At 68.1% G+C, this 16898-nt stretch carries 15 protein-coding genes; 9 read left to right on the top strand and 6 right to left on the bottom strand.

Annotated elements, in window-relative coordinates; genetic code table 11:
* Nucleotides 1-3 precede the first annotated feature (3 nt).
* The 3 genes from ACFX59_RS08390 to ACFX59_RS08380 are packed head-to-tail and all read left to right on the top strand — an operon-like array spanning nt 4 to nt 1768.
* Nucleotides 4-702 carry an ABC transporter ATP-binding protein gene (locus ACFX59_RS08390; protein WP_387431612.1) on the top strand — a complete coding sequence of 233 codons (699 nt, stop codon included), beginning with the start codon at nt 4-6 and terminating at the stop codon, nt 700-702.
* Nucleotides 699-1292, top strand: a complete 594-nt coding sequence (locus ACFX59_RS08385; RefSeq protein ID WP_387431450.1) for a GNAT family N-acetyltransferase — start codon at nt 699-701, stop codon at nt 1290-1292. Before ACFX59_RS08390 ends, ACFX59_RS08385 begins: the two co-directional genes overlap by 4 nt.
* Nucleotides 1289-1768, top strand: coding sequence for a glutathione peroxidase (locus tag ACFX59_RS08380; RefSeq protein ID WP_387431448.1), 480 nt, complete (start codon nt 1289-1291; stop codon nt 1766-1768). Before ACFX59_RS08385 ends, ACFX59_RS08380 begins: the two co-directional genes overlap by 4 nt.
* A 166-nt stretch (nt 1769-1934) precedes the next feature.
* Here ACFX59_RS08380 and ACFX59_RS08375 read toward each other — a convergent pair whose 3' ends face one another.
* Nucleotides 1935-2501, bottom strand: coding sequence for an HdeD family acid-resistance protein (locus ACFX59_RS08375; RefSeq protein ID WP_387431445.1), 567 nt, complete (start codon nt 2499-2501; stop codon nt 1935-1937).
* Nucleotides 2502-2602: 101 nt separating this feature from the next.
* Here ACFX59_RS08375 and dnaE point away from each other — a divergent pair, with 101 nt between their 5' ends.
* Nucleotides 2603-6094: a DNA polymerase III subunit alpha gene (gene dnaE, locus ACFX59_RS08370; protein WP_387431442.1), complete on the top strand. Its 3492-nt coding sequence runs from the start codon at nt 2603-2605 to the stop codon at nt 6092-6094.
* 63 nt (nt 6095-6157) lie between these two features.
* On the opposite strand, the gene ACFX59_RS08365 is transcribed toward dnaE, so the two are convergent.
* Together ACFX59_RS08365 and ACFX59_RS08360 are read right to left on the bottom strand one after the other, a co-directional pair.
* Complete coding sequence (locus ACFX59_RS08365; protein WP_309696130.1) at nt 6158-6292, bottom strand: hypothetical protein; 135 nt, start codon at nt 6290-6292, stop codon at nt 6158-6160.
* Nucleotides 6293-6340: 48 nt separating this feature from the next.
* Nucleotides 6341-7408, bottom strand: a complete 1068-nt coding sequence (locus ACFX59_RS08360; protein ID WP_387431440.1) for a PA0069 family radical SAM protein — start codon at nt 7406-7408, stop codon at nt 6341-6343.
* A 68-nt stretch (nt 7409-7476) separates the two neighbouring features.
* On the opposite strand from ACFX59_RS08360, the gene ACFX59_RS08355 reads away from it, so the two are divergent.
* A complete protein-coding gene (locus ACFX59_RS08355) occupies nt 7477-7809 on the top strand; it encodes a VOC family protein (protein WP_387431438.1) in 333 nt (110 codons plus the stop codon).
* A 6-nt stretch (nt 7810-7815) separates the two neighbouring features.
* Here the strand turns inward: ACFX59_RS08355 and moaB are convergent, their stop codons facing one another.
* The 3 genes from moaB to ACFX59_RS08340 form a co-directional block, all read right to left on the bottom strand.
* On the bottom strand, nt 7816-8343 hold the full coding sequence (gene moaB, locus ACFX59_RS08350; RefSeq protein ID WP_387431436.1) for a molybdenum cofactor biosynthesis protein B: 528 nt from the start codon (nt 8341-8343) through the stop codon (nt 7816-7818).
* 475 nt (nt 8344-8818) lie between these two features.
* On the bottom strand, nt 8819-10687 hold the full coding sequence (locus ACFX59_RS08345) for a lytic transglycosylase domain-containing protein (RefSeq protein ID WP_387431434.1): 1869 nt from the start codon (nt 10685-10687) through the stop codon (nt 8819-8821).
* Nucleotides 10684-11463, bottom strand: coding sequence for a uracil-DNA glycosylase (locus ACFX59_RS08340; protein WP_387431432.1), 780 nt, complete (start codon nt 11461-11463; stop codon nt 10684-10686). The genes ACFX59_RS08345 and ACFX59_RS08340 overlap by 4 nt, the downstream gene beginning before the upstream one ends.
* A 143-nt stretch (nt 11464-11606) precedes the next feature.
* Here ACFX59_RS08340 and ACFX59_RS08335 point away from each other — a divergent pair, with 143 nt between their 5' ends.
* The 4 genes from ACFX59_RS08335 (at nt 11607) to recA (ending at nt 16889) form a co-directional block, all read left to right on the top strand.
* Nucleotides 11607-13262, top strand: a complete 1656-nt coding sequence (locus ACFX59_RS08335) for an electron transfer flavoprotein-ubiquinone oxidoreductase (protein ID WP_307099459.1) — start codon at nt 11607-11609, stop codon at nt 13260-13262.
* A 61-nt stretch (nt 13263-13323) separates the two neighbouring features.
* Nucleotides 13324-14844 (top strand): tetratricopeptide repeat protein, encoded by a 1521-nt coding sequence (locus tag ACFX59_RS08330; protein ID WP_387431428.1) that lies wholly within the window; start codon nt 13324-13326, stop codon nt 14842-14844.
* Between the two features lie 41 nt (nt 14845-14885).
* Nucleotides 14886-15722: a 4-(cytidine 5'-diphospho)-2-C-methyl-D-erythritol kinase gene (locus tag ACFX59_RS08325; RefSeq protein ID WP_387431425.1), complete on the top strand. Its 837-nt coding sequence runs from the start codon at nt 14886-14888 to the stop codon at nt 15720-15722.
* 93 nt (nt 15723-15815) lie between these two features.
* The gene (gene recA / locus ACFX59_RS08320) at nt 15816-16889 is read left to right on the top strand and encodes a recombinase RecA (protein WP_307099453.1); all 1074 of its coding nucleotides are present in this window, start codon (nt 15816-15818) and stop codon (nt 16887-16889) included.
* The last annotated feature ends 9 nt before the right edge of the window (nt 16890-16898 follow it).

The following is a 16898-nucleotide window of genomic DNA, read 5'->3' as shown; positions in this document are numbered from 1 at the left end:
CGCATGGGCGATGCCGTCGCCCCCCGCACGGCCGAGCCGGTGCTGGAGACGCGTGAGCTCTCGCGCAGCTTCACCCAGGGCGGGCAGACGATCGAGGTGCTGCGCGGCGTCGACCTGGCCGTCGCGCCGGGTGAGATCGTGGCGCTTCTGGGCCCCTCGGGCTCGGGCAAGTCGACGCTGCTCCAGGCGGTCGGTTTGCTGGAGGGCGGTTTCTCGGGCTCGATCCGGATCGCGGGCGAGGAGGTGTCGAAGCTCGACTCGCACGGCCGCACCATCGCGCGGCGGGATTATCTGGGCTTCGTCTACCAGTTCCACCACCTGCTGCCCGATTTCAACGCGATCGAGAATGTCGTCCTGCCGCAACTGGTGCAGGGCAAGCTGCCCGCCGCCGCCGATACGCGGGCCAGGGGGTTGCTGACCGCACTCGGCCTCGGCCACCGGCTGACCCATCGGCCGAGCCAGCTATCGGGCGGCGAGCAGCAGCGAGTCGCGGTCGCCCGTGCGCTCGCCAACCAGCCGCCGCTGGTGCTGGCCGACGAGCCGACCGGCAATCTGGACGAACACACCTCCGAGGTCGTGCTGGCCGAATTCCTGCGGCTGGTGCGCGGCGAGGGTTCGGCAGCGCTGGTCGCGACGCATAACGAGCGGCTGGCATTGAAGATGGACCGGGTGGTGCGCCTCCACGAAGGCCGCCTGCAATGAGCGTCTGGAGCGAGACGCCGACGCTGACCGGCCGCCACGTTCGCTTGCGCCCCTTCGTCGAGGCCGATCTGCCCGCGCTGGTCGAGGCCGCGCGCGAGGGCGAACTCTGGAACATCTTCTACGCCAATGTCTCGATGATGAAGACGCCCGAGCGCTGGCTGGCGGCGGCGCTCAAGGAGCGCGACGTGGGCCGTGCGCTGCTCTTCACGGTCGAGACGCCGGACGGCGCGGTGGTCGGCACGACCCGCTATATGCGGATGGCGCCGCAGCACCGGCGGCTGGAGATTGGCGGCACTTTCTACGCGGCGCGCGTCCAGCGGACCGGCGTCAATACCGAGGCGAAGCGGATGCTGCTGGCCCATGCCTTCGAGGTGATGGAGTGTCAGGCGATCCAGATCCGCACCGATTCGCTCAACAAGCGCAGCCAGGCGGCGATCGAGCGGCTGGGCGCGAAGAAGGACGGCGTGCTGCGCGGGCATCAGGTGATGGCGGACGGGCGCATCCGCGACAGCGTCGTCTATTCGATCATCGATCGCGAATGGCCCGGCGTGCGCGCCAATCTGGACTATCTGCTGGGGAAGCATCGATGAGCGGGATCAGCGATTTCACCGTTCGGGCGGCGGACGGCACGCCGGTCGCCATGGCGGCCTATGCCGGGCGCGTGCTGCTGGTGGTCAACACCGCGTCCAAATGCGGCTTCACCCCGCAATATGAAGGGCTGGAGGCGCTGCATCGTCGTTATGCGGCGCAGGGGCTGACCGTGATGGGCTTTCCCTGCAACCAGTTCGGCGCGCAGGAGCCGGGCGACGCGGCGGAGATCGCGAATTTCTGTTCGTTGACCTATGACGTGACCTTCCCGGTGATGGCGAAGGTCGAGGTCAATGGCGACGGCGCCGATCCGTTGTTCGGGTGGCTGAAGCGCGAAGCGCCGGGGTTGCTGGGGACGAAGGCAATCAAGTGGAACTTCACCAAGTTCCTGGTGGATCGGTCGGGCAAGGTGGTCGGCCGCTATGCCCCGACGACCAAGCCGGAGGATCTGGCGCACGACATTGAGGGGCTCCTCTAGGTCTCACGGTTGCTGGGGCTTGGACCCAACCCCCGTTCGGCTTGAAGCCAGGGAGCAAGTAGCGCCGTTTGGTAGAGGTCCGGGCGTGCGCTTCGACTTCGCTCAGCGTGAACGGAGGTTGGTTCGAACGGCCGTTCAGCCTGAGCGAAGTCGAAGGCCAAGGGCCTCAAAGCGAAAACGCACTCGCCCCCTTCTTGTGATCCAGTGCCGAGGCGATGGAGGTGATCCCGCCGAACAGGAAGCTGAGCCCCAGTATATAGCCCGGCAACGTCATCGCGCTCCACGGCAGCGTCGCCAGCACGAACAGCGCCAGGATGATGTTCAGCACGCCCAGCGCGATCATCCAGCCGCGCCGCCGCCGCATCCGCGCGCCCAGCCCGATTTCCAGCACGCCGCGCAAGGCCAGCCACACCGCGATCAACAGAGTGATCGAAATGGCCCCGGTCGCGGGCTCGAACGCCATGATCAGCCCGATGATCAGCGACACGATCCCGAAGCCGATCGCATAGCCGCGCCCCTCATGCCCCTTGCCGAAGATACCGGCACCGATCGACACCAGCCCCGAGGCGATGAGGAACGCGCCGATCACCAGCGTCGCAGCGAAGGTGGCGGGAACCGGGAACAGGAACGCCGCCAGACCCAGCAAGGCCGACAGGATGCCGTAAGCCAGAATCCAGCCCCATCCGGCACCGGGCCGAAGCGAGGCGGCAAAAGAACGGTCCGTATCGGTCATCATCACGTCCTTGAGCGAGATCAGGATATTCTGTCGGCGTAACGACTCCCTTTGACCGGGGTTCCGTGCTGGTCGAATCATGTTGCTTGGCGTAAGGGTGCGTGATGCATTCCGGATATGTGCCGCTTCGCATCTTTTCCTCCTTCACGATGCTCGACGGCGCGATCGATCCCAAGGCGATTGCGGCGCAGGCCAAGGCGAACGCCTTTCCCGCCGCCGGGCTGACCGACCGCAACGGCCTCTATGCCGCGATGGCCTTTTCGGACGCTGCCAAGAAGGCCGGGGTTCAGCCGGTGATCGGCACCATGCTGGGCCTGGCGCGGCCGGACATGCCCGACAATGTCGGCGCGGTGGTGGACTGGATCGCGCTCTATGCGCAGGACATGACCGGCTATGACAATCTGTGTGCGCTGGTGTCGGCGGCGCATCTCGACCGGCCGATCGAGTTGGCGGCGCATGTCGGCTTCGACACGCTGGAGAAGTTCAGCACCGGCCTGATCGCGCTGACCGCCGCCGGGGAGGGCGGGATCGCGCGGCTGTTCGCCGAAGGCCAGCCGGACCGGGCGAAGGCCTATGCCGACCGGCTTCAGGCGATCTTCGGCGACCGGCTCTATGTCGAACTGGCGCGGCGGGACGATCCCGTCGAGATCGCGGCCGAGCAGGATCTGATCGACCTGGCCTATGACCGCGACCTGCCTTTGGTCGCGACCAATCCCTGCTGCTTTGCCGATAGCGGCTTCCGCGATGCGCATGATGCCATGCTGTGCATCGCCAATTCGACCTATGTCGAAATGGACGACCGCCCCAAGAGCAGCCCCGAGGCCTGGCTGAAGCCTGCCGAGGTGATGAAGCAGCTCTTCGCCGACCTGCCCGAAGCGATCGACAACACTTTGGTCGTCGCACAGCGCTGTGCCGTCATGGCCCCGTGGCGCAAGCCGATCCTGCCCAGCCTGGCGGGCGACCGCGAGGGCGAGGCGGCGATGCTGCGCCGCGACGCGACGGCGGGTCTGGAGGCACGGCTCGACCGTATCGCAGAGCTGGAGGGCGAGGGCGAGCCCGGCTGGCGCGAGGCCTATCACGAACGGCTGAAGTTCGAGGTCGACATCATCATCCAGATGGGCTTCCCCGGATATTTCCTGATCGTCGCCGACTTCATCAAATGGGCCAAGGATCACGACATTCCCGTGGGTCCGGGCCGTGGTTCGGGCGCGGGCTCGGTCGTCGCTTGGGCGTTGACCATCACCGACCTCGATCCGCTGAAGCTGGGCCTGCTGTTCGAGCGCTTCCTGAACCCGGAACGCGTGTCGATGCCCGACTTCGACATCGACTTTTGCGAAACCCGGCGTGGCGAGGTCATCCGCTACGTCCAGGAGAAATATGGCCGCGACCAGGTCGCGCAGATCATCACCTTCGGTAAGCTGAAGGCGCGCGCGGTGCTGAAGGACACCGGCCGCGTGCTCCAGATGAGCTATGGCCAGGTCGACCGCCTCGCCAAGCTGGTCCCCAACCACCCGACCGATCCGTGGGACCTGAAGCGCGCGCTGAACGGCGTGCCCGAGTTGGCGAAGGAATATGCCAACGACAACCAGGTCCGCCGGTTGCTCGATCTGGCGACGAAGCTGGAGGGGCTGCCGCGCCACAGCTCGACCCACGCCGCGGGTGTGGTGATCGGCGACCGGCCGCTGGCGCAGCTGGTCCCGCTCTACCGCGATCCGCGCTCGGACATGCCGGTGACGCAGTTCGACATGAAGTTCGTCGAGGGTGCGGGGCTGGTCAAGTTCGACTTCCTCGGCCTCAAGACGCTGTCTGTGCTGCAAAAGGCGGTGCAGCTGCTCGCCAAGCGCGGGGTCGAGGTCGATCTCGGGGCCTTGGCCTGGGATGACGAGGCCACCTACGCTCTTCTGCAGAAGGGCGACACGGTCGGCGTGTTCCAGCTGGAATCGGAAGGCATGCGGCGCACCCTGTCCGCCGTGCGCCCGACCAATTTCGGCGACATCATCGCGCTCGTGTCGTTGTACCGACCGGGCCCGATGGACAATATCCCCAGCTTCGGTCGCCGCAAGCAGGGGACCGAGGAGATCGTCTACCCGCATCCCCTGCTCGAACAGATCTTGTCCGAGACCTATGGCATCTTCGTCTATCAGGAACAGGTGATGCAGGCCGCCCAAATCCTGGCGGGCTATTCGCTGGGCGGCGCGGATCTTCTCCGCCGCGCGATGGGCAAGAAGGTCAAGGCGGAGATGGACGCGCAGCGCGCCATCTTCGTCAAGGGATGCCAGGAGGTGAACGGCATCCCGTCGCAAAAGGCCAATGAACTGTTCGACTTGATCGACAAGTTCGCCGGCTACGGCTTCAACAAGAGCCATGCGGCGGCCTATGCGCTGCTCGCCTATCAGACCGCGTGGCTGAAGGCGCATCACCCGCATGAATTCTATGCTGCGTCGATGTGCTACGACATGGCGCTGACCGACAAGCTGGCGATCTTCGTCGACGATGCGCGGCGGATGGGCGTGACCATGCTGCCGCCCTGCATTAACGCCAGCCAGGCCGAGTTCGATGTCGAGCCACATGAGGACGGCCTGGGCGTCCGCTATGCGCTGGGCGCGCTCAAGTCGGTGGGCGAGGGCGCGATGGAGAAGCTGGTCGTCGAGCGCAATGCGGGCGGCCCCTTTGCCTCGCTCGATGCGCTGGCCAAGCGGGTCGATCCGCGCCTGATGAACAAGCGCCAGCTGGAGACGCTGGCGTCCGCAGGGGCGTTCGACGGGATCGAGGTCAACCGTGCGGGCGTCCATGCGGTCGCCGAAACCGTGCTCGCCATCGCCGCGCGCACCCATGAGGGGCGGACGAGCGGGCAGGGTGGACTGTTCGGCGAGACCGAGGTGGCGGGCGACGCGATCAAGCTGCCGACTGGCACCCGCTGGAGCCTGTCGCAGCGGATGGAGCAGGAGAAGGAGGCGTTCGGCTTCTATTTCTCCGCCCATCCGGTCGACCGCCATGCGCATATCGCCAAGATGCACGGCGCGCGGACCTATACCTCGCTGACCGACCTGATCATCCCCGACGACGGCGCGCGGATCGGCGCGACCATGGCGGTGCTGGTCGAGGATGCGCGTTGGCGGACCTCGGCGCGGGGCAAGCGCTATATGATGGCGCAGCTATCCGACGCGACGGGGCAGTTCCTGGCGACCTGTTTCGACGATTCGGTGGCGGGCGATCTGGAAAAGGCCGCCAAGGAGGGCGATTGCGCGCTCATCACCGTCGAGCTGGATCGCCGTCCGGGCGAAGAGGCGCCGCGTGTCAGCATCAAGCGGGTCCAGCCGTTTGACGGACTCGCCAGCACTGCAAAGTTCGTGGTCGAGGTGACGGTGGCAGACAAGGCAGCGTTCAAGGCGCTGCACGCGATGCTCGACCCGCTGCGCAATGGCCGGGGCGAGGTCCGGGCGCGGATCGCGGGGCCGGACGGCGATACGCTGCTAATGCTGGGGCGCAACTTCCTGCTCGACGCCGAGCTGGCCAGTCATATCGAGGACCTGCCAGGCGTGACCGCGGTGGCGATGAAGTCGTCGGAAGCGCGGCTGGCGTTGGTAGGGTAGCAGCCCGGACCGTCACCCCGGCGCGGGCGGGGGTGACGGTGTTCGGGCGATGACGCAATCAGCTCAGCCGCCGACCTCGCGGCGATCCTGCTCTTCTTCGCCCGCTTCGCCATGATTGCCATAGCCGCCGCCGGAGCTGTCGGCCTCGTCCTCGTTCGGCACCTGTTCGGGCTGGGTCTGTTCGGGGTCGTGGATCATCGTCGCTCTCCTTCCCGGTCCCAACGCGCGGGCAAAGCGGGATGATCCTCAGAACAGCTCGCCCTGCGGGCCGCTCGGCGGACGGAACTGGCCGGTGTCGAGCGGCGGCCGGTTGCGATTGAGGCCGTGCAACCGACAGGCGCGGTGGAAGCGGACGCGCAGCAATTCCGCCCAGGGGCCTTGCCCGCGCATCCGGGTGAAGAAATCGGGATCATTGTCGCGTCCCCCGCGCAACGACTGGATGATCGCCATCACCTTGCCCGCGCGCTCGGGGAAATGCGTGTCCAGCCATGCGCGGAACAGGGGCGCGACTTCATGCGGCAGCCGGACGGGGACGAAGAAGGCATGGCGCGCCCCCGCCTCGGCGGCGCGGGCGACCAGATGCTCGATCTCGTGATCGGTGATCGCGGGGATGACCGGCGCGATCGAGACATAGGTGGGGATGCCCGCCGCCGCCAGCTTCGCCACCGCTGCCAGCCGCCGCTCCGGCGTCGGCGCGCGGGGCTCGACCGTGCGCGCGACCCTGGCGTCGAGCGAGGTGATCGACACGCACACTGTCGCCAGCCCTCGGGCCGCCATGGGGGCCAGAATGTCGATGTCGCGCACGACGCGGTCCGATTTGGTGGTGATCGCCAGCGGATGGTTCGTCTCCGCCAGCACGCCCAGAATGTCGCGCGTGATCCGCCATTCGCCCTCGATCGGCTGATAGGGGTCGGTGTTGGTGCCCAGCGCGATGGGCGCGACGCGGTAGCCGGGCCTGGCCAGTTCGGCGCGCAGCAATTCGGCGGCGTTCGGCTTGGCGAACAGCCGGCTTTCGAAATCCAGCCCCGGCGACAGGTCGTGATAGGCGTGGCTAGGCCGCGCGAAGCAATAGATGCAGCCATGCTCGCAGCCGCGATAGGGATTGATCGAGCGGTCGAACGGCACGTCGGGCGAGCTGTTGCGGCTCAGGATCGTGCGCGGTCGCTCGACGGTCACGCTGGTCCGCAAGGGGGGCGGGGCGCCATCGACCTGATCCTGCATGTCGAGCCAGTCGCCGTCGGCCATGACCTGCGGCAAGGCGAAACGGGCGCTGGTCGCGTTGACCGTCGCACCGCGTGGAGTCCGCCTGGCCATATCGCGCTTGCCCATCACCCGAAACTAGGGCAGGAAATGGAACATAGCAAGAACGAAGGAGTCGGGTCATGGCGCGTCTGGACTATCTCGAACTGCCGGTCGGGGACCGGGCGGCGGCGAAGCGTTTCTATGCCGAGGCGTTCGGCTGGTGCTTCACCGATTTCGGGCCGGACTATGCCGCGACGATGAGCGGGGATACCGATGTCGGGCTGGACGCCTCACCCGAAAAGGTGAAGGCGCCGCTGCCCGTCATCCGGGTCGAGGCGCTGGAGGCGACGCTCTCGGCGGTCGAGGCGGCGGGCGGGACGATCGTGGTGCCGATCTTCGCCTTTCCGGGCGGGCGGCGCTTTCATTTCCGCGATGTCGACGGGCATGAGCTTGCCGTGATGCAGGCGGACTGACGCCGGTCAGCGTTCCAGCAGGCGGGGCATCAGCTCGACGAAGTTGCACGGGCGGTGGCGGCTGTCGAGCTGGTCGCGGAGGATGCCGTTCCACGCATCCTTGACCGCCCCGGTCGATCCGGGGAGTGCGAAGATATAGGTGCCCCGCGCGACGCAGGCACAGGCGCGCGACTGGATGGTCGAGGTGCCGATCGTCTGGAAGCTCAGCCAGCGGAACAGCTCGCCGAAGCCGGGGATCATCTTGCTCGCGACCTGCTCGACCGCCTCGGGGGTGACGTCGCGCCCCGTGACGCCGGTGCCGCCGGTGGTCAGGATGCAGTCGATGCTGGCATCGTCGATCCAGCGGTTCAGCTGGGCGACGATCTGGTCGGTATCGTCACGCAGGATGCTGCGCGCGGCGAGTTCATGCCCCGCCTCGGTCAGCAGTCCCGCCAGCGTGTCGCCCGAGCGGTCCTCCGCCAGCGAGCGGGTGTCGGAGACGGTCAGCACCGCGATGCGGACGGGCAGGAAGCTGCGGCTTGTGTCGATGGGCATGGGGGGTGAACGTCTCTGCGGGAGTTTCGGGGGCGGCTTGGCGCGCGGAGGGGCGTGGCCTTCGACTTCGCTCAGGCTGAACGGAGGGGAGGGACTGGCGGGCGGAAGCGATATTCGGGTTGCGTCATGGCTGGCCTGTCGGGAAGGGGCGGTGTGATCGACCACGCCCGCGGGGGCGGATCGATATTCAGGATTGTGTCTTCTTCCTTCTCCCCTGGACAGGGGAGAGGGTTAGCGAAGCTTGCCAGCCTGCTGGCTAGCGCCACCCCTCTCCCAGCTCCGACTAAGCCTTTGCTCTCGCAAAGGCCAAGTCTGCGCAACTCTCTCCCCTCTGCGAGGGGCGAGGGACGGGAAGGCATCGCTGAATGTCGACTGGCCCTTACCGGATAGAAATGGCGATGGTCCTCGCACCCCCCGCCGTTCAGCCTGAGCGAAGTCGAAGGCCAAGGGAAACCCTCAGCCCCGACACCCCCGCTCAATTCGCCTGGGGAAGCGCGGTGCTCGACTGCGGGTTCACCGCCGCGTTCAGCGCGATGGTGGTCCGGCGGGGCAGGCTCGCCTGCGCGGTGTTGGGCCGTTGGAGCCGTACCGCGCTGGCCCCCGGAAGGCCGGGGAAGCGCGGCCACATCCCCTGGGCCAGCGCGGCGCGGCTGGGCGACTTGGCCTTGCCGGTCTGGCCTTCGTACATCCAGTAATTGCGCAGCACTGTGGTCACGTAACCGCGCGTCTCCCAATAAGGAATGCTCTCGATATAGAGCAGCGGGTCGCCATTGTCGCGGACCAGGCTGTTCCATTCGCCGACCGGCTTGGGGCCAGCATTATAGGCCGCGATCACCTTGGGCAGCAGGCCGCCGGTTACGCCGGTCATGTCGCGCAACCGCTCCAGATGCCGCTGGCCGATATCCATGTTGGTCGACGGCTTGGTCAGCGCCGAGCGGTCGATCGACACGCCGCGTTCGCGCGCGAAGTCGGTGGCGGCTGCGGGCATGATCTGCATCAGGCCGTACGCGCCCGCCGGGCTGACCACCTTGTTGCGAAAGCCGCTTTCCTGAAGCGTGTGCGCATAGACCAGCGCCTTTTCGACCCGCCAGCCGCTGTCGGGCGTCCAGCTGGGCGTCGGATAGCGCGCCTCGGCGGTGGCGGTGACGCCCGCCGGGCAGTTGTGCGCCAGCCATACGGTCGTGGCGGGAAGGTCGAGCGATTCGGCCAGGCGGACGAGGTTGCGGAACTCCTGCGGCTGGCCGATCCGCGCCTGCTGGCGGATGACCTGATCGGCCAGATCGGTCTCGCCGATCTCGACCAGCGCGGCGGCGACGAGGATGTTGGGGCGACGGTCGAGCGCGACCCAGTCGGTCGCGACCAGCTGCCCGCGCGGCTCGCGGTCGCCGCGCATGCCCAGCGCCTGGCGCGCGAGCTGGCCATAGAAGCTCTCGCGGAACTGCGAGGCGGAGCGGAGCCGCCCCTCGACCTTGTCGGGACGGCCACAGACCATGTCGGCGCGCGCGGCCCAATAAAGCGCGGCGGCGCGCAGGTCGACATCGGTGGCGCGCGCCGCCGTACCCTCGAACGCGGTCTCGGCGGCCTGGCAGTCATTCTGCCGCCACGCCGACAGCGCGGTGGTCCATCGCCCCTGCACCGCCCATTCGCCGGCCCCGTCGGCCGCCTTGGCCGCCATGGTCCGGGCATTGGCGTCGTCGCCCATCAGGAAATAGATCCAGGCGACACGCTGCTGCCACTCGGTCAGCGCCTCGGGCGACAGGCCCTGGGTCGCATCCAGCAGGGCCTGGGCCGAGGGGCCGTCATCGGCCTTGATGAAGGGCTGCATCCGCACCGCCAGCTCGGCGGCGATCTGGTCGCTCCGCACGCTCTTGGCGCGGACGCGGCGGGGCGCGCCGTCCTGCCAGATCAGGCTGTGCGCCTCGGGCAGCGGGGGAAGGTCCTTCGCGCCGCGCGACCGGGCGAGCCGGGCGAGCTGTTCGGCCTGGGGCAGTTCGGGCGCTTCGTTGAGAAGCGCGACCAGCCGCTCGGCATCGACCCTGGGCGATCCCTTGGCGGTATAGAGCTCGGCGCGGGCGATGGCGTGGAGGGGCCCCGGCTTCAGCGAGTCCAGCTCCAGCTGCGCATCGGTCCAGCGGCTCTCGCGGATCGCAGTGAAGATGCGCGCATAGCCCGTCTTCTGATCGGCATCGAGCAGCGCGGGGATGGCGGGCGGGGCCTTTGGCGAGGCGGTGGCGCGGGCATCCGCCGCGGGTTCTCCCGGCGCGGCGGCGAAGGCGGTGCCGGTTCCGGCCGCCAGCAAAGCCCCGATGGTCGCCGTCCGTGCGATCGCCTGGCCCAGCTTCATGCGCGCATGTCCCCCATGATCCTTTGCAAATCCTTCCAGCTCTCCGCCTTTGCCATCGGCTTTTCGATCAGAAAGCGCGGATGGAAACTGGCGACCGCCTGGCTTTTGCCGCTTTTATGGTCAACGGCATGCGAATGTCCGCGCGCGCCGGTGAGTTCGGTCCCGAGCACGGCACGGCTCGCCGCATTGCCCAGCAGGAGCAGCGAACGCGGCCGGACCAGCCCGATATGATGCAGCGAAATCTCGGCCAGCCGCGTCTCCAGTCCCGCCGGAGTCCGGCCCGCCAGCGGCCGCCGCGCGCAGACCGAGGCGAGGTGGATGGTCTCGCGCGACTGGCCGATGGCGGCGAGCATCCGGTCGAACAAGCGACCGGCCGCGCCCGACAATATCTGTCCCGCTTCGCCGTCGTCGCGGTCGGGGCAGTCGACCAGCACCATCAGCGGCGCCTCGGCGGGGCCGGTGGCGGTCAGCGAGATGCCGTCCCACGCCGCCTCCGGCGCGGCGTCGGACAGGCGCCAGGCCAGGAAGGCGTCCAGCGTATCGGGCAGCAGTGCGGCCGGGGCGGCGGCGGGCAGGGTGGGGACCAGACCCGGTGCGGGCAGCGGAGCGGGCGCGGGGGCGGCGAAGCCGATCGGCCGCACGGGCTCGGCGGCCATCCAGTCGCGGGGTTCGTCCTCGACCAGCAGGTCGACGCCCGCGTCGTGCCACCAGTCGAGCACGCTGGCCGCCTGTGCGCTGTCGAACGGTGCGCTGTCGAACGTCGGAATAGCCCCCATATGGGATTAGCCCATGCTGCAAGGTTGACGTGCGCGTCAATCTGTCGGATCGGCTGTCAGGACAAGTTGTTTCCCGTCCGCGCCCGGACGAGCCCGATCCACGGGACGCTACGGCAGCGGTGCGGACCAGATGCGAGGATGCCATGAGCGAACGCGAATCGATGCCCTATGACGTGGTGATCGTCGGCGCCGGGCCAGCGGGCCTGTCGGCCGCGATCCGCCTGAAGCAGCTGGCGACGCAAGGCGGCGCCGAGCTGTCGGTCTGCGTGCTGGAAAAAGGCTCGGAGGTCGGCGCGCACATCCTGTCGGGTGCGGTGATCGACCCGATCGCGCTCGACGAACTGCTGCCCGACTGGCGCGACGACGGCTGCCCGCTGGCTGAGGTGCCGGTGACCGAGAATCATCATTGGATCCTGACCGCGGGCAAGCACCGCAACGTGCCGCACGCGCTGGTCCCGCCCTTCATGCACAACAAGGGCACCTATACGGGGAGCCTCGGCAATCTGTGCCGCTGGCTGGCGGGCAAGGCCGAGGAACTGGGCGTCGAGATCTTCCCCGGTTTCGCCGCCGCCGAAATCCTGTTCCACGAGGATGGCCGGGTGAAGGGCGTGGCGACCGGCGACATGGGCGTGGCGCGCGACGGCACCCACAAGCCCGATTACCAGCCGGGCCTCGAGCTCCACGCCAAATACACCTTCTTCGCCGAGGGCGTGCGCGGGCATCTGTCCAAGGAGATTATCCGCCAGTTCGACCTGGCGCGCGACAGCGATCCGCAAATCTATGGCCTGGGCATCAAGGAATTGTGGGACATCGATCCCGCCAAGCATGTGCCGGGCCGCGTCATCCATACCCAGGGCTGGCCGCTGGGCGACGACGCCAATGGCGGCGGCTTCATCTACCACCAGGCGGGGGGACAGGTCGCGATCGGCTTCGTGACGTGGCTGAACTATTCCAACCCGTACATCTCCCCGTTCCAGGAGATGCAGAAGTGGAAGACCCATCCGGTCATCGCCGAGCTGCTGAAGGGCGGCAAGCGCGTCTCCTACGGCGCGCGCGCGATCAATGATGGCGGGCTTCAGGCGATCCCCAAGTTGACCTTCCCTGGCGGCGTGCTGGTCGGTTGTTCGGCAGGCTTCCTCAACGTGCCGCGGATCAAGGGCACGCATGGCGCGATGAAGTCGGCGATGCTGGCCGCCGAGGCGGCGTTCGCGGCGGTGCAGGCGGGGCGCGAGGGCGACGAGCTGACCGACTATCCCGAGGCGTTCCGCGCCTCCTGGCTCTACAAGGAGCTGGCGGGCGTCCGCAATGTCGTGCCACTCGTCAAGAAATATGGCGATTTCGTCGGCAGCGGGCTTGCCAACGTCACCATGTGGTCGGAGCATTTCGGACTGAAGATGCCCTTCACCATGAAGCACAAGCCCGATCACGAGACGCTGTGGCGCAAGGATCAGGTGAAGAAGCCCGACTATCCCAAGCCCGATGGCGTGCTGACCTTCGATCGCCTCTCCTCGGTGTTCCTGTCGAACACCAACCATGAGGAGGATCAGCCGGTCCATCTGACGCTCAAGGATGCGAGCGTGCCGATCGCGCACAACCTGCCGCTGTTCGACGAGCCCGCGCAACGCTACTGCCCGGCGGGTGTTTATGAGGTGGTCGGCGTGGACGAGGGCGATCCGAAATTCGTGATCAACGCCCAGAACTGCGTCCACTGCAAGACGTGCGACATCAAGGACCCGACCCAGAATATCAACTGGGTCGTACCCGAAGGCGGCGGAGGACCCAATTATCCCAATATGTAAGCGTCGGCTGGCCTTCCTCCTATCGGCGACCGTCCTGGCCTCCGCCGCCTGGACGGTGCCTGTGGCGGCGGCGGTTCGTGCCACGCCCGAGCCGCTCTCCGCCTATCTCGCCGCCCGCGTCGCGGCGGCCGAGGGGCGTGCGGCCGAGGCGGCGGGCGATTATGCGACCGCGCTGGCGGGGTGGCCCGACGATCCGGCGGTGGCGGTGCGCGCCTATCGCGAGGCGATGATCAGCGGCGACGAGGCGCTGGCGCTGCGCGCCGCGCGCGTCATGCAGGCCGAGAAGGTCGCGCCGATCGACGTGACGCTGCTCGACCTGGCGATCGCGGCGCGCAAGGGCGACCGGGCGGGCTATGACGCGGCGATCGCCGGGATCGCGGGCGGGCCGCTCAAGATTCTGTCGCCGGTGCTGAAGGCCTGGGCGGCCTGGGATCGCCGACAGCCGGTCGAACCCGCGCTCGACAGCGCAGGCAAGGAGCCGGTCGCGCGGCGGTTGGCCGAGGAGCATCGGCTGCTGCTGGCGCTGGCGGCGAGGAAGATGGACGATTCCTCGGTCCGGCTGCTGCTGGAGGCGATGCGCCCGCCCGCCGATACCCGGATCGCCGCCGCCGCGCTGATGGCGGGCCATGGCGACGAGGCCGATGCCCGCCGCCTGATGACCGATCCGCTGGTCGATGCCGGTCGCAAGGCGCTGGGTGTCAAGCCGGACCTGGGCTTCGGCGTGTCGCAACTGTTCGTCCGCGTCGGTGCCGAGCTGGCGAGCGACGGCCCGCGCCCGCTGGTCATCGCGCTCGCGCGCACCGCTCTGATCGCCGATCCGGGCAATGATCGGGCACGGCTGTTGCTGGCCGAGGCGCTGTCGAAGGACGAGGCGTGGGACGCCGCCATCGCCGCGCTGGCGGGGGTGGACCCGCGCCGCGCCTTTGCCCACCGTGCGGCGGTGGTGCGGGTCGGGCTGCTCGGGGCGGCCGAGCGGATGGGCGAGGCACTGATGCTGGCGCGTGGGCTGGCGACCGCGAAGAATGCGACGGTCGACGACTGGCAGGTCTATGCCGACCAGCTGATCGCCGCCCAGCAACCCGCCGAGGCGGTGCCCTGGTATGAGCGGGTGACCCGCGCCGATCCGCCGCTGCCCTGGGCGGCCTGGCTGCAATATGGCGGCGCGCTGGATCAGGCGGGGCGGCGGGACGAGGCGGATGCAGCGCTCGCCCGCGCGGTGGCGCTGGCGCCGGACGAGCCGCTGGCGCTCAACTATCTGGGCTATGCGCGGGTCGAGCGGGGGCAGGATGTCGCGGGCTCGCTGGCCATGCTGGAGCGGGCGAGCAAGCTGGCGCCCGACAATGGCTCGATCACCGATTCGCTGGGCTGGGCCTATTTCCGGGCGGGGCAGCCCGGGCGTGCACTGCCGCTGATCGAGCGTGCCGCCATGGCCGAGCCCGCCAATAGCGAGATCAACGATCATCTCGGCGACATCTATTGGTCGCTGGGGCGGCATTATGAGGCGCGCTATGCCTGGCGCGCGGCGGCGCTGACCGCCGACGAGAGCGAACGGGCGCGGATCACGCCCAAGCTGTCGCGCTGATCGCTCTTGCTGGCGGGCGCGGGGCGTCGCATGGGGCGGGGATGACCGCCATTGTCGAGACCGCGCCCGCCAAGATCAACCTGGCCCTTCACGTCCGGGCGCGCCGGGCGGACGGCTATCACGAGCTGGAGACGCTGTTCGCCTTTTGCCGCGACGGCGACGTCGTGACGGTCGCACCCGCCGCCGCGACTGGCCTGACCCTGACCGGGCCGTTCGCCGACCGTCTGGCGGGCGAGGCGCAGCAGGACAATCTGGTAATGCGCGCCGCGCAGGGCTTTGGCGTGCGGTTCGGCGTTGCGGCGGATCATGCGATCACGCTCGACAAGCATCTGCCGGTCGCCTCGGGCATTGGTGGCGGGTCGGCGGATGCGGCGGCGACGCTGCGCGCGCTGGCGCGGCTGCATGGCGTGGCGCCCGACCATCCCGAATTGTTCGCGCTGGCGGGCGAGTTGGGCGCGGACGTGCCCGCGTGTCTGCTCGGCCGGACCGCATGGGGCCGGGGCAAGGGGGATGCGCTGCAACCGCTGCCGCCGCTGGGCGATGTGCCGGTGCTGCTGGTCAATCCGGGCGTCGGCGTGTCGACGGCGGCGGTGTTCGGCCGCTGGGACGGCATGGATCGCGGCGGACTGGGAGAAGGCGAGGTGATGGCGGTCGCGGCGGCGGGGCGGAACGATCTGGAACCCCCGGCGCGCGCGCTGGCCCCGGCGATCGACGCGGTGCTGGCCTTTCTGGGCCAGGCGCCCGGCGTCGGGCTGTCGCGCATGTCGGGATCGGGGGCGACCTGTTTCGCGATCTTCGACACCGTCGCGGACCGGGATGCGGCGGCGACGCAGGCGCGCGACCAGGGCTGGTGGGCGCTGCCGACTTTTTTGACCTGATATTTGTTCCCATCTTGTTCCTGTGGAACAAAGTGCATACATTGCAGATGCGTTGAATGGACCACGCGCTTGGTCTAGCGAAGGAAGCATCTGATGGCCGCCAATCTGAAAGTGATCGAAACAGGCATGGCAACCGCAAACGCAGACCGTCAAAAGGCGCTCGACGCCGCGCTCGCTCAGATCGACCGGGCGTTCGGCAAGGGCTCGGCGATGAAGCTGGGGCAGAAGGAGACGATGCAGGTCGAGGCGATCTCGACCGGCTCGCTGGGGCTCGACATCGCGCTGGGCGTGGGCGGCTTGCCGCGCGGTCGCGTGATCGAGGTCTATGGCCCCGAATCCTCGGGCAAGACCACGCTGGCGCTGCACGTCATCGCCGAGGCGCAGAAGATGGGCGGCACCGCCGCCTTCGTCGACGCCGAACACGCGCTCGATCCCGTCTATGCCAAGAAGCTGGGCGTCAATATCGACGAACTGATCGTGTCGCAGCCGGATACCGGCGAGCAGGCGCTGGAGATCACCGACACGCTGGTCCGCTCGAACGCGATCGACGTGCTGGTGGTCGACTCGGTCGCCGCGCTCGTCCCGCGCGCCGAGATCGAGGGCGAGATGGGCGACAGCCATGTCGGCCTTCAGGCCCGCCTGATGTCGCAGTCGCTGCGCAAGCTGACCGGATCGATCAGCCGTTCGCGCTGCATGGTGATCTTCATCAACCAGCTGCGCATGAAGATCGGCGTGATGTACGGTAACCCGGAGACGACGACGGGCGGCAATGCACTGAAATTCTATGCCTCGGTCCGGCTCGACATCCGTCGCACCGGCCAGATCAAGGACCGTGAGGACATCACCGGCAACGCGACCCGCGTGAAGGTGGTGAAGAACAAGGTCGCCCCGCCGTTCAAGCAGGTCGAATTCGACATCATGTATGGCGAAGGCATCTCGAAGATCGGCGAGATCCTCGATCTGGGCGTCAAGGCCGGGCTGGTCGAGAAGTCGGGCAGCTGGTTCTCCTACGACTCGGTCCGCATCGGGCAGGGGCGTGAGAACGCCAAGAATTACCTGCGCGAGAATCCCGACATGGCCGACCGCCTGGAACGCGCGATCCGCCAGCGGACCGAGCAGGTGGCCGAGGACATGATGACCGGTCCCGATGCGGACGACGATCTGTAAGAGGGACCA

The sequence above is a fragment of the Sphingomonas sp. NCPPB 2930 genome (assembly GCF_042867205.1).
Taxonomy (GTDB): domain Bacteria; phylum Pseudomonadota; class Alphaproteobacteria; order Sphingomonadales; family Sphingomonadaceae; genus Sphingomonas.
This window is presented reverse-complemented; position numbering and strand designations above follow the sequence as displayed.

Bases quoted from the DNA above. Each gene is read 5' to 3' on its own strand.
- ACFX59_RS08390 (WP_387431612.1), top strand. From the start codon at position 4: ATGGGCGATGCCGTCGCCCCCCGCACGGCCGAGCCGGTGCTGGAGACG.
- ACFX59_RS08385 (WP_387431450.1), top strand. From the start codon at position 699: ATGAGCGTCTGGAGCGAGACGCCGACGCTGACCGGCCGCCACGTTCGC.
- ACFX59_RS08380 (WP_387431448.1), top strand. From the start codon at position 1,289: ATGAGCGGGATCAGCGATTTCACCGTTCGGGCGGCGGACGGCACGCCG.
- ACFX59_RS08375 (WP_387431445.1), bottom strand. From the start codon at position 2,501: ATGACCGATACGGACCGTTCTTTTGCCGCCTCGCTTCGGCCCGGTGCC.
- ACFX59_RS08365 (WP_309696130.1), bottom strand. From the start codon at position 6,292: ATGATCCACGACCCCGAACAGACCCAGCCCGAACAGGTGCCGAACGAG.
- ACFX59_RS08360 (WP_387431440.1), bottom strand. From the start codon at position 7,408: ATGGCCAGGCGGACTCCACGCGGTGCGACGGTCAACGCGACCAGCGCC.
- ACFX59_RS08355 (WP_387431438.1), top strand. From the start codon at position 7,477: ATGGCGCGTCTGGACTATCTCGAACTGCCGGTCGGGGACCGGGCGGCG.
- moaB (WP_387431436.1), bottom strand. From the start codon at position 8,343: ATGCCCATCGACACAAGCCGCAGCTTCCTGCCCGTCCGCATCGCGGTG.
- ACFX59_RS08345 (WP_387431434.1), bottom strand. From the start codon at position 10,687: ATGAAGCTGGGCCAGGCGATCGCACGGACGGCGACCATCGGGGCTTTG.
- ACFX59_RS08340 (WP_387431432.1), bottom strand. From the start codon at position 11,463: ATGGGGGCTATTCCGACGTTCGACAGCGCACCGTTCGACAGCGCACAG.
- ACFX59_RS08335 (WP_307099459.1), top strand. From the start codon at position 11,607: ATGAGCGAACGCGAATCGATGCCCTATGACGTGGTGATCGTCGGCGCC.
- ACFX59_RS08325 (WP_387431425.1), top strand. From the start codon at position 14,886: ATGACCGCCATTGTCGAGACCGCGCCCGCCAAGATCAACCTGGCCCTT.
- recA (WP_307099453.1), top strand. From the start codon at position 15,816: ATGGCCGCCAATCTGAAAGTGATCGAAACAGGCATGGCAACCGCAAAC.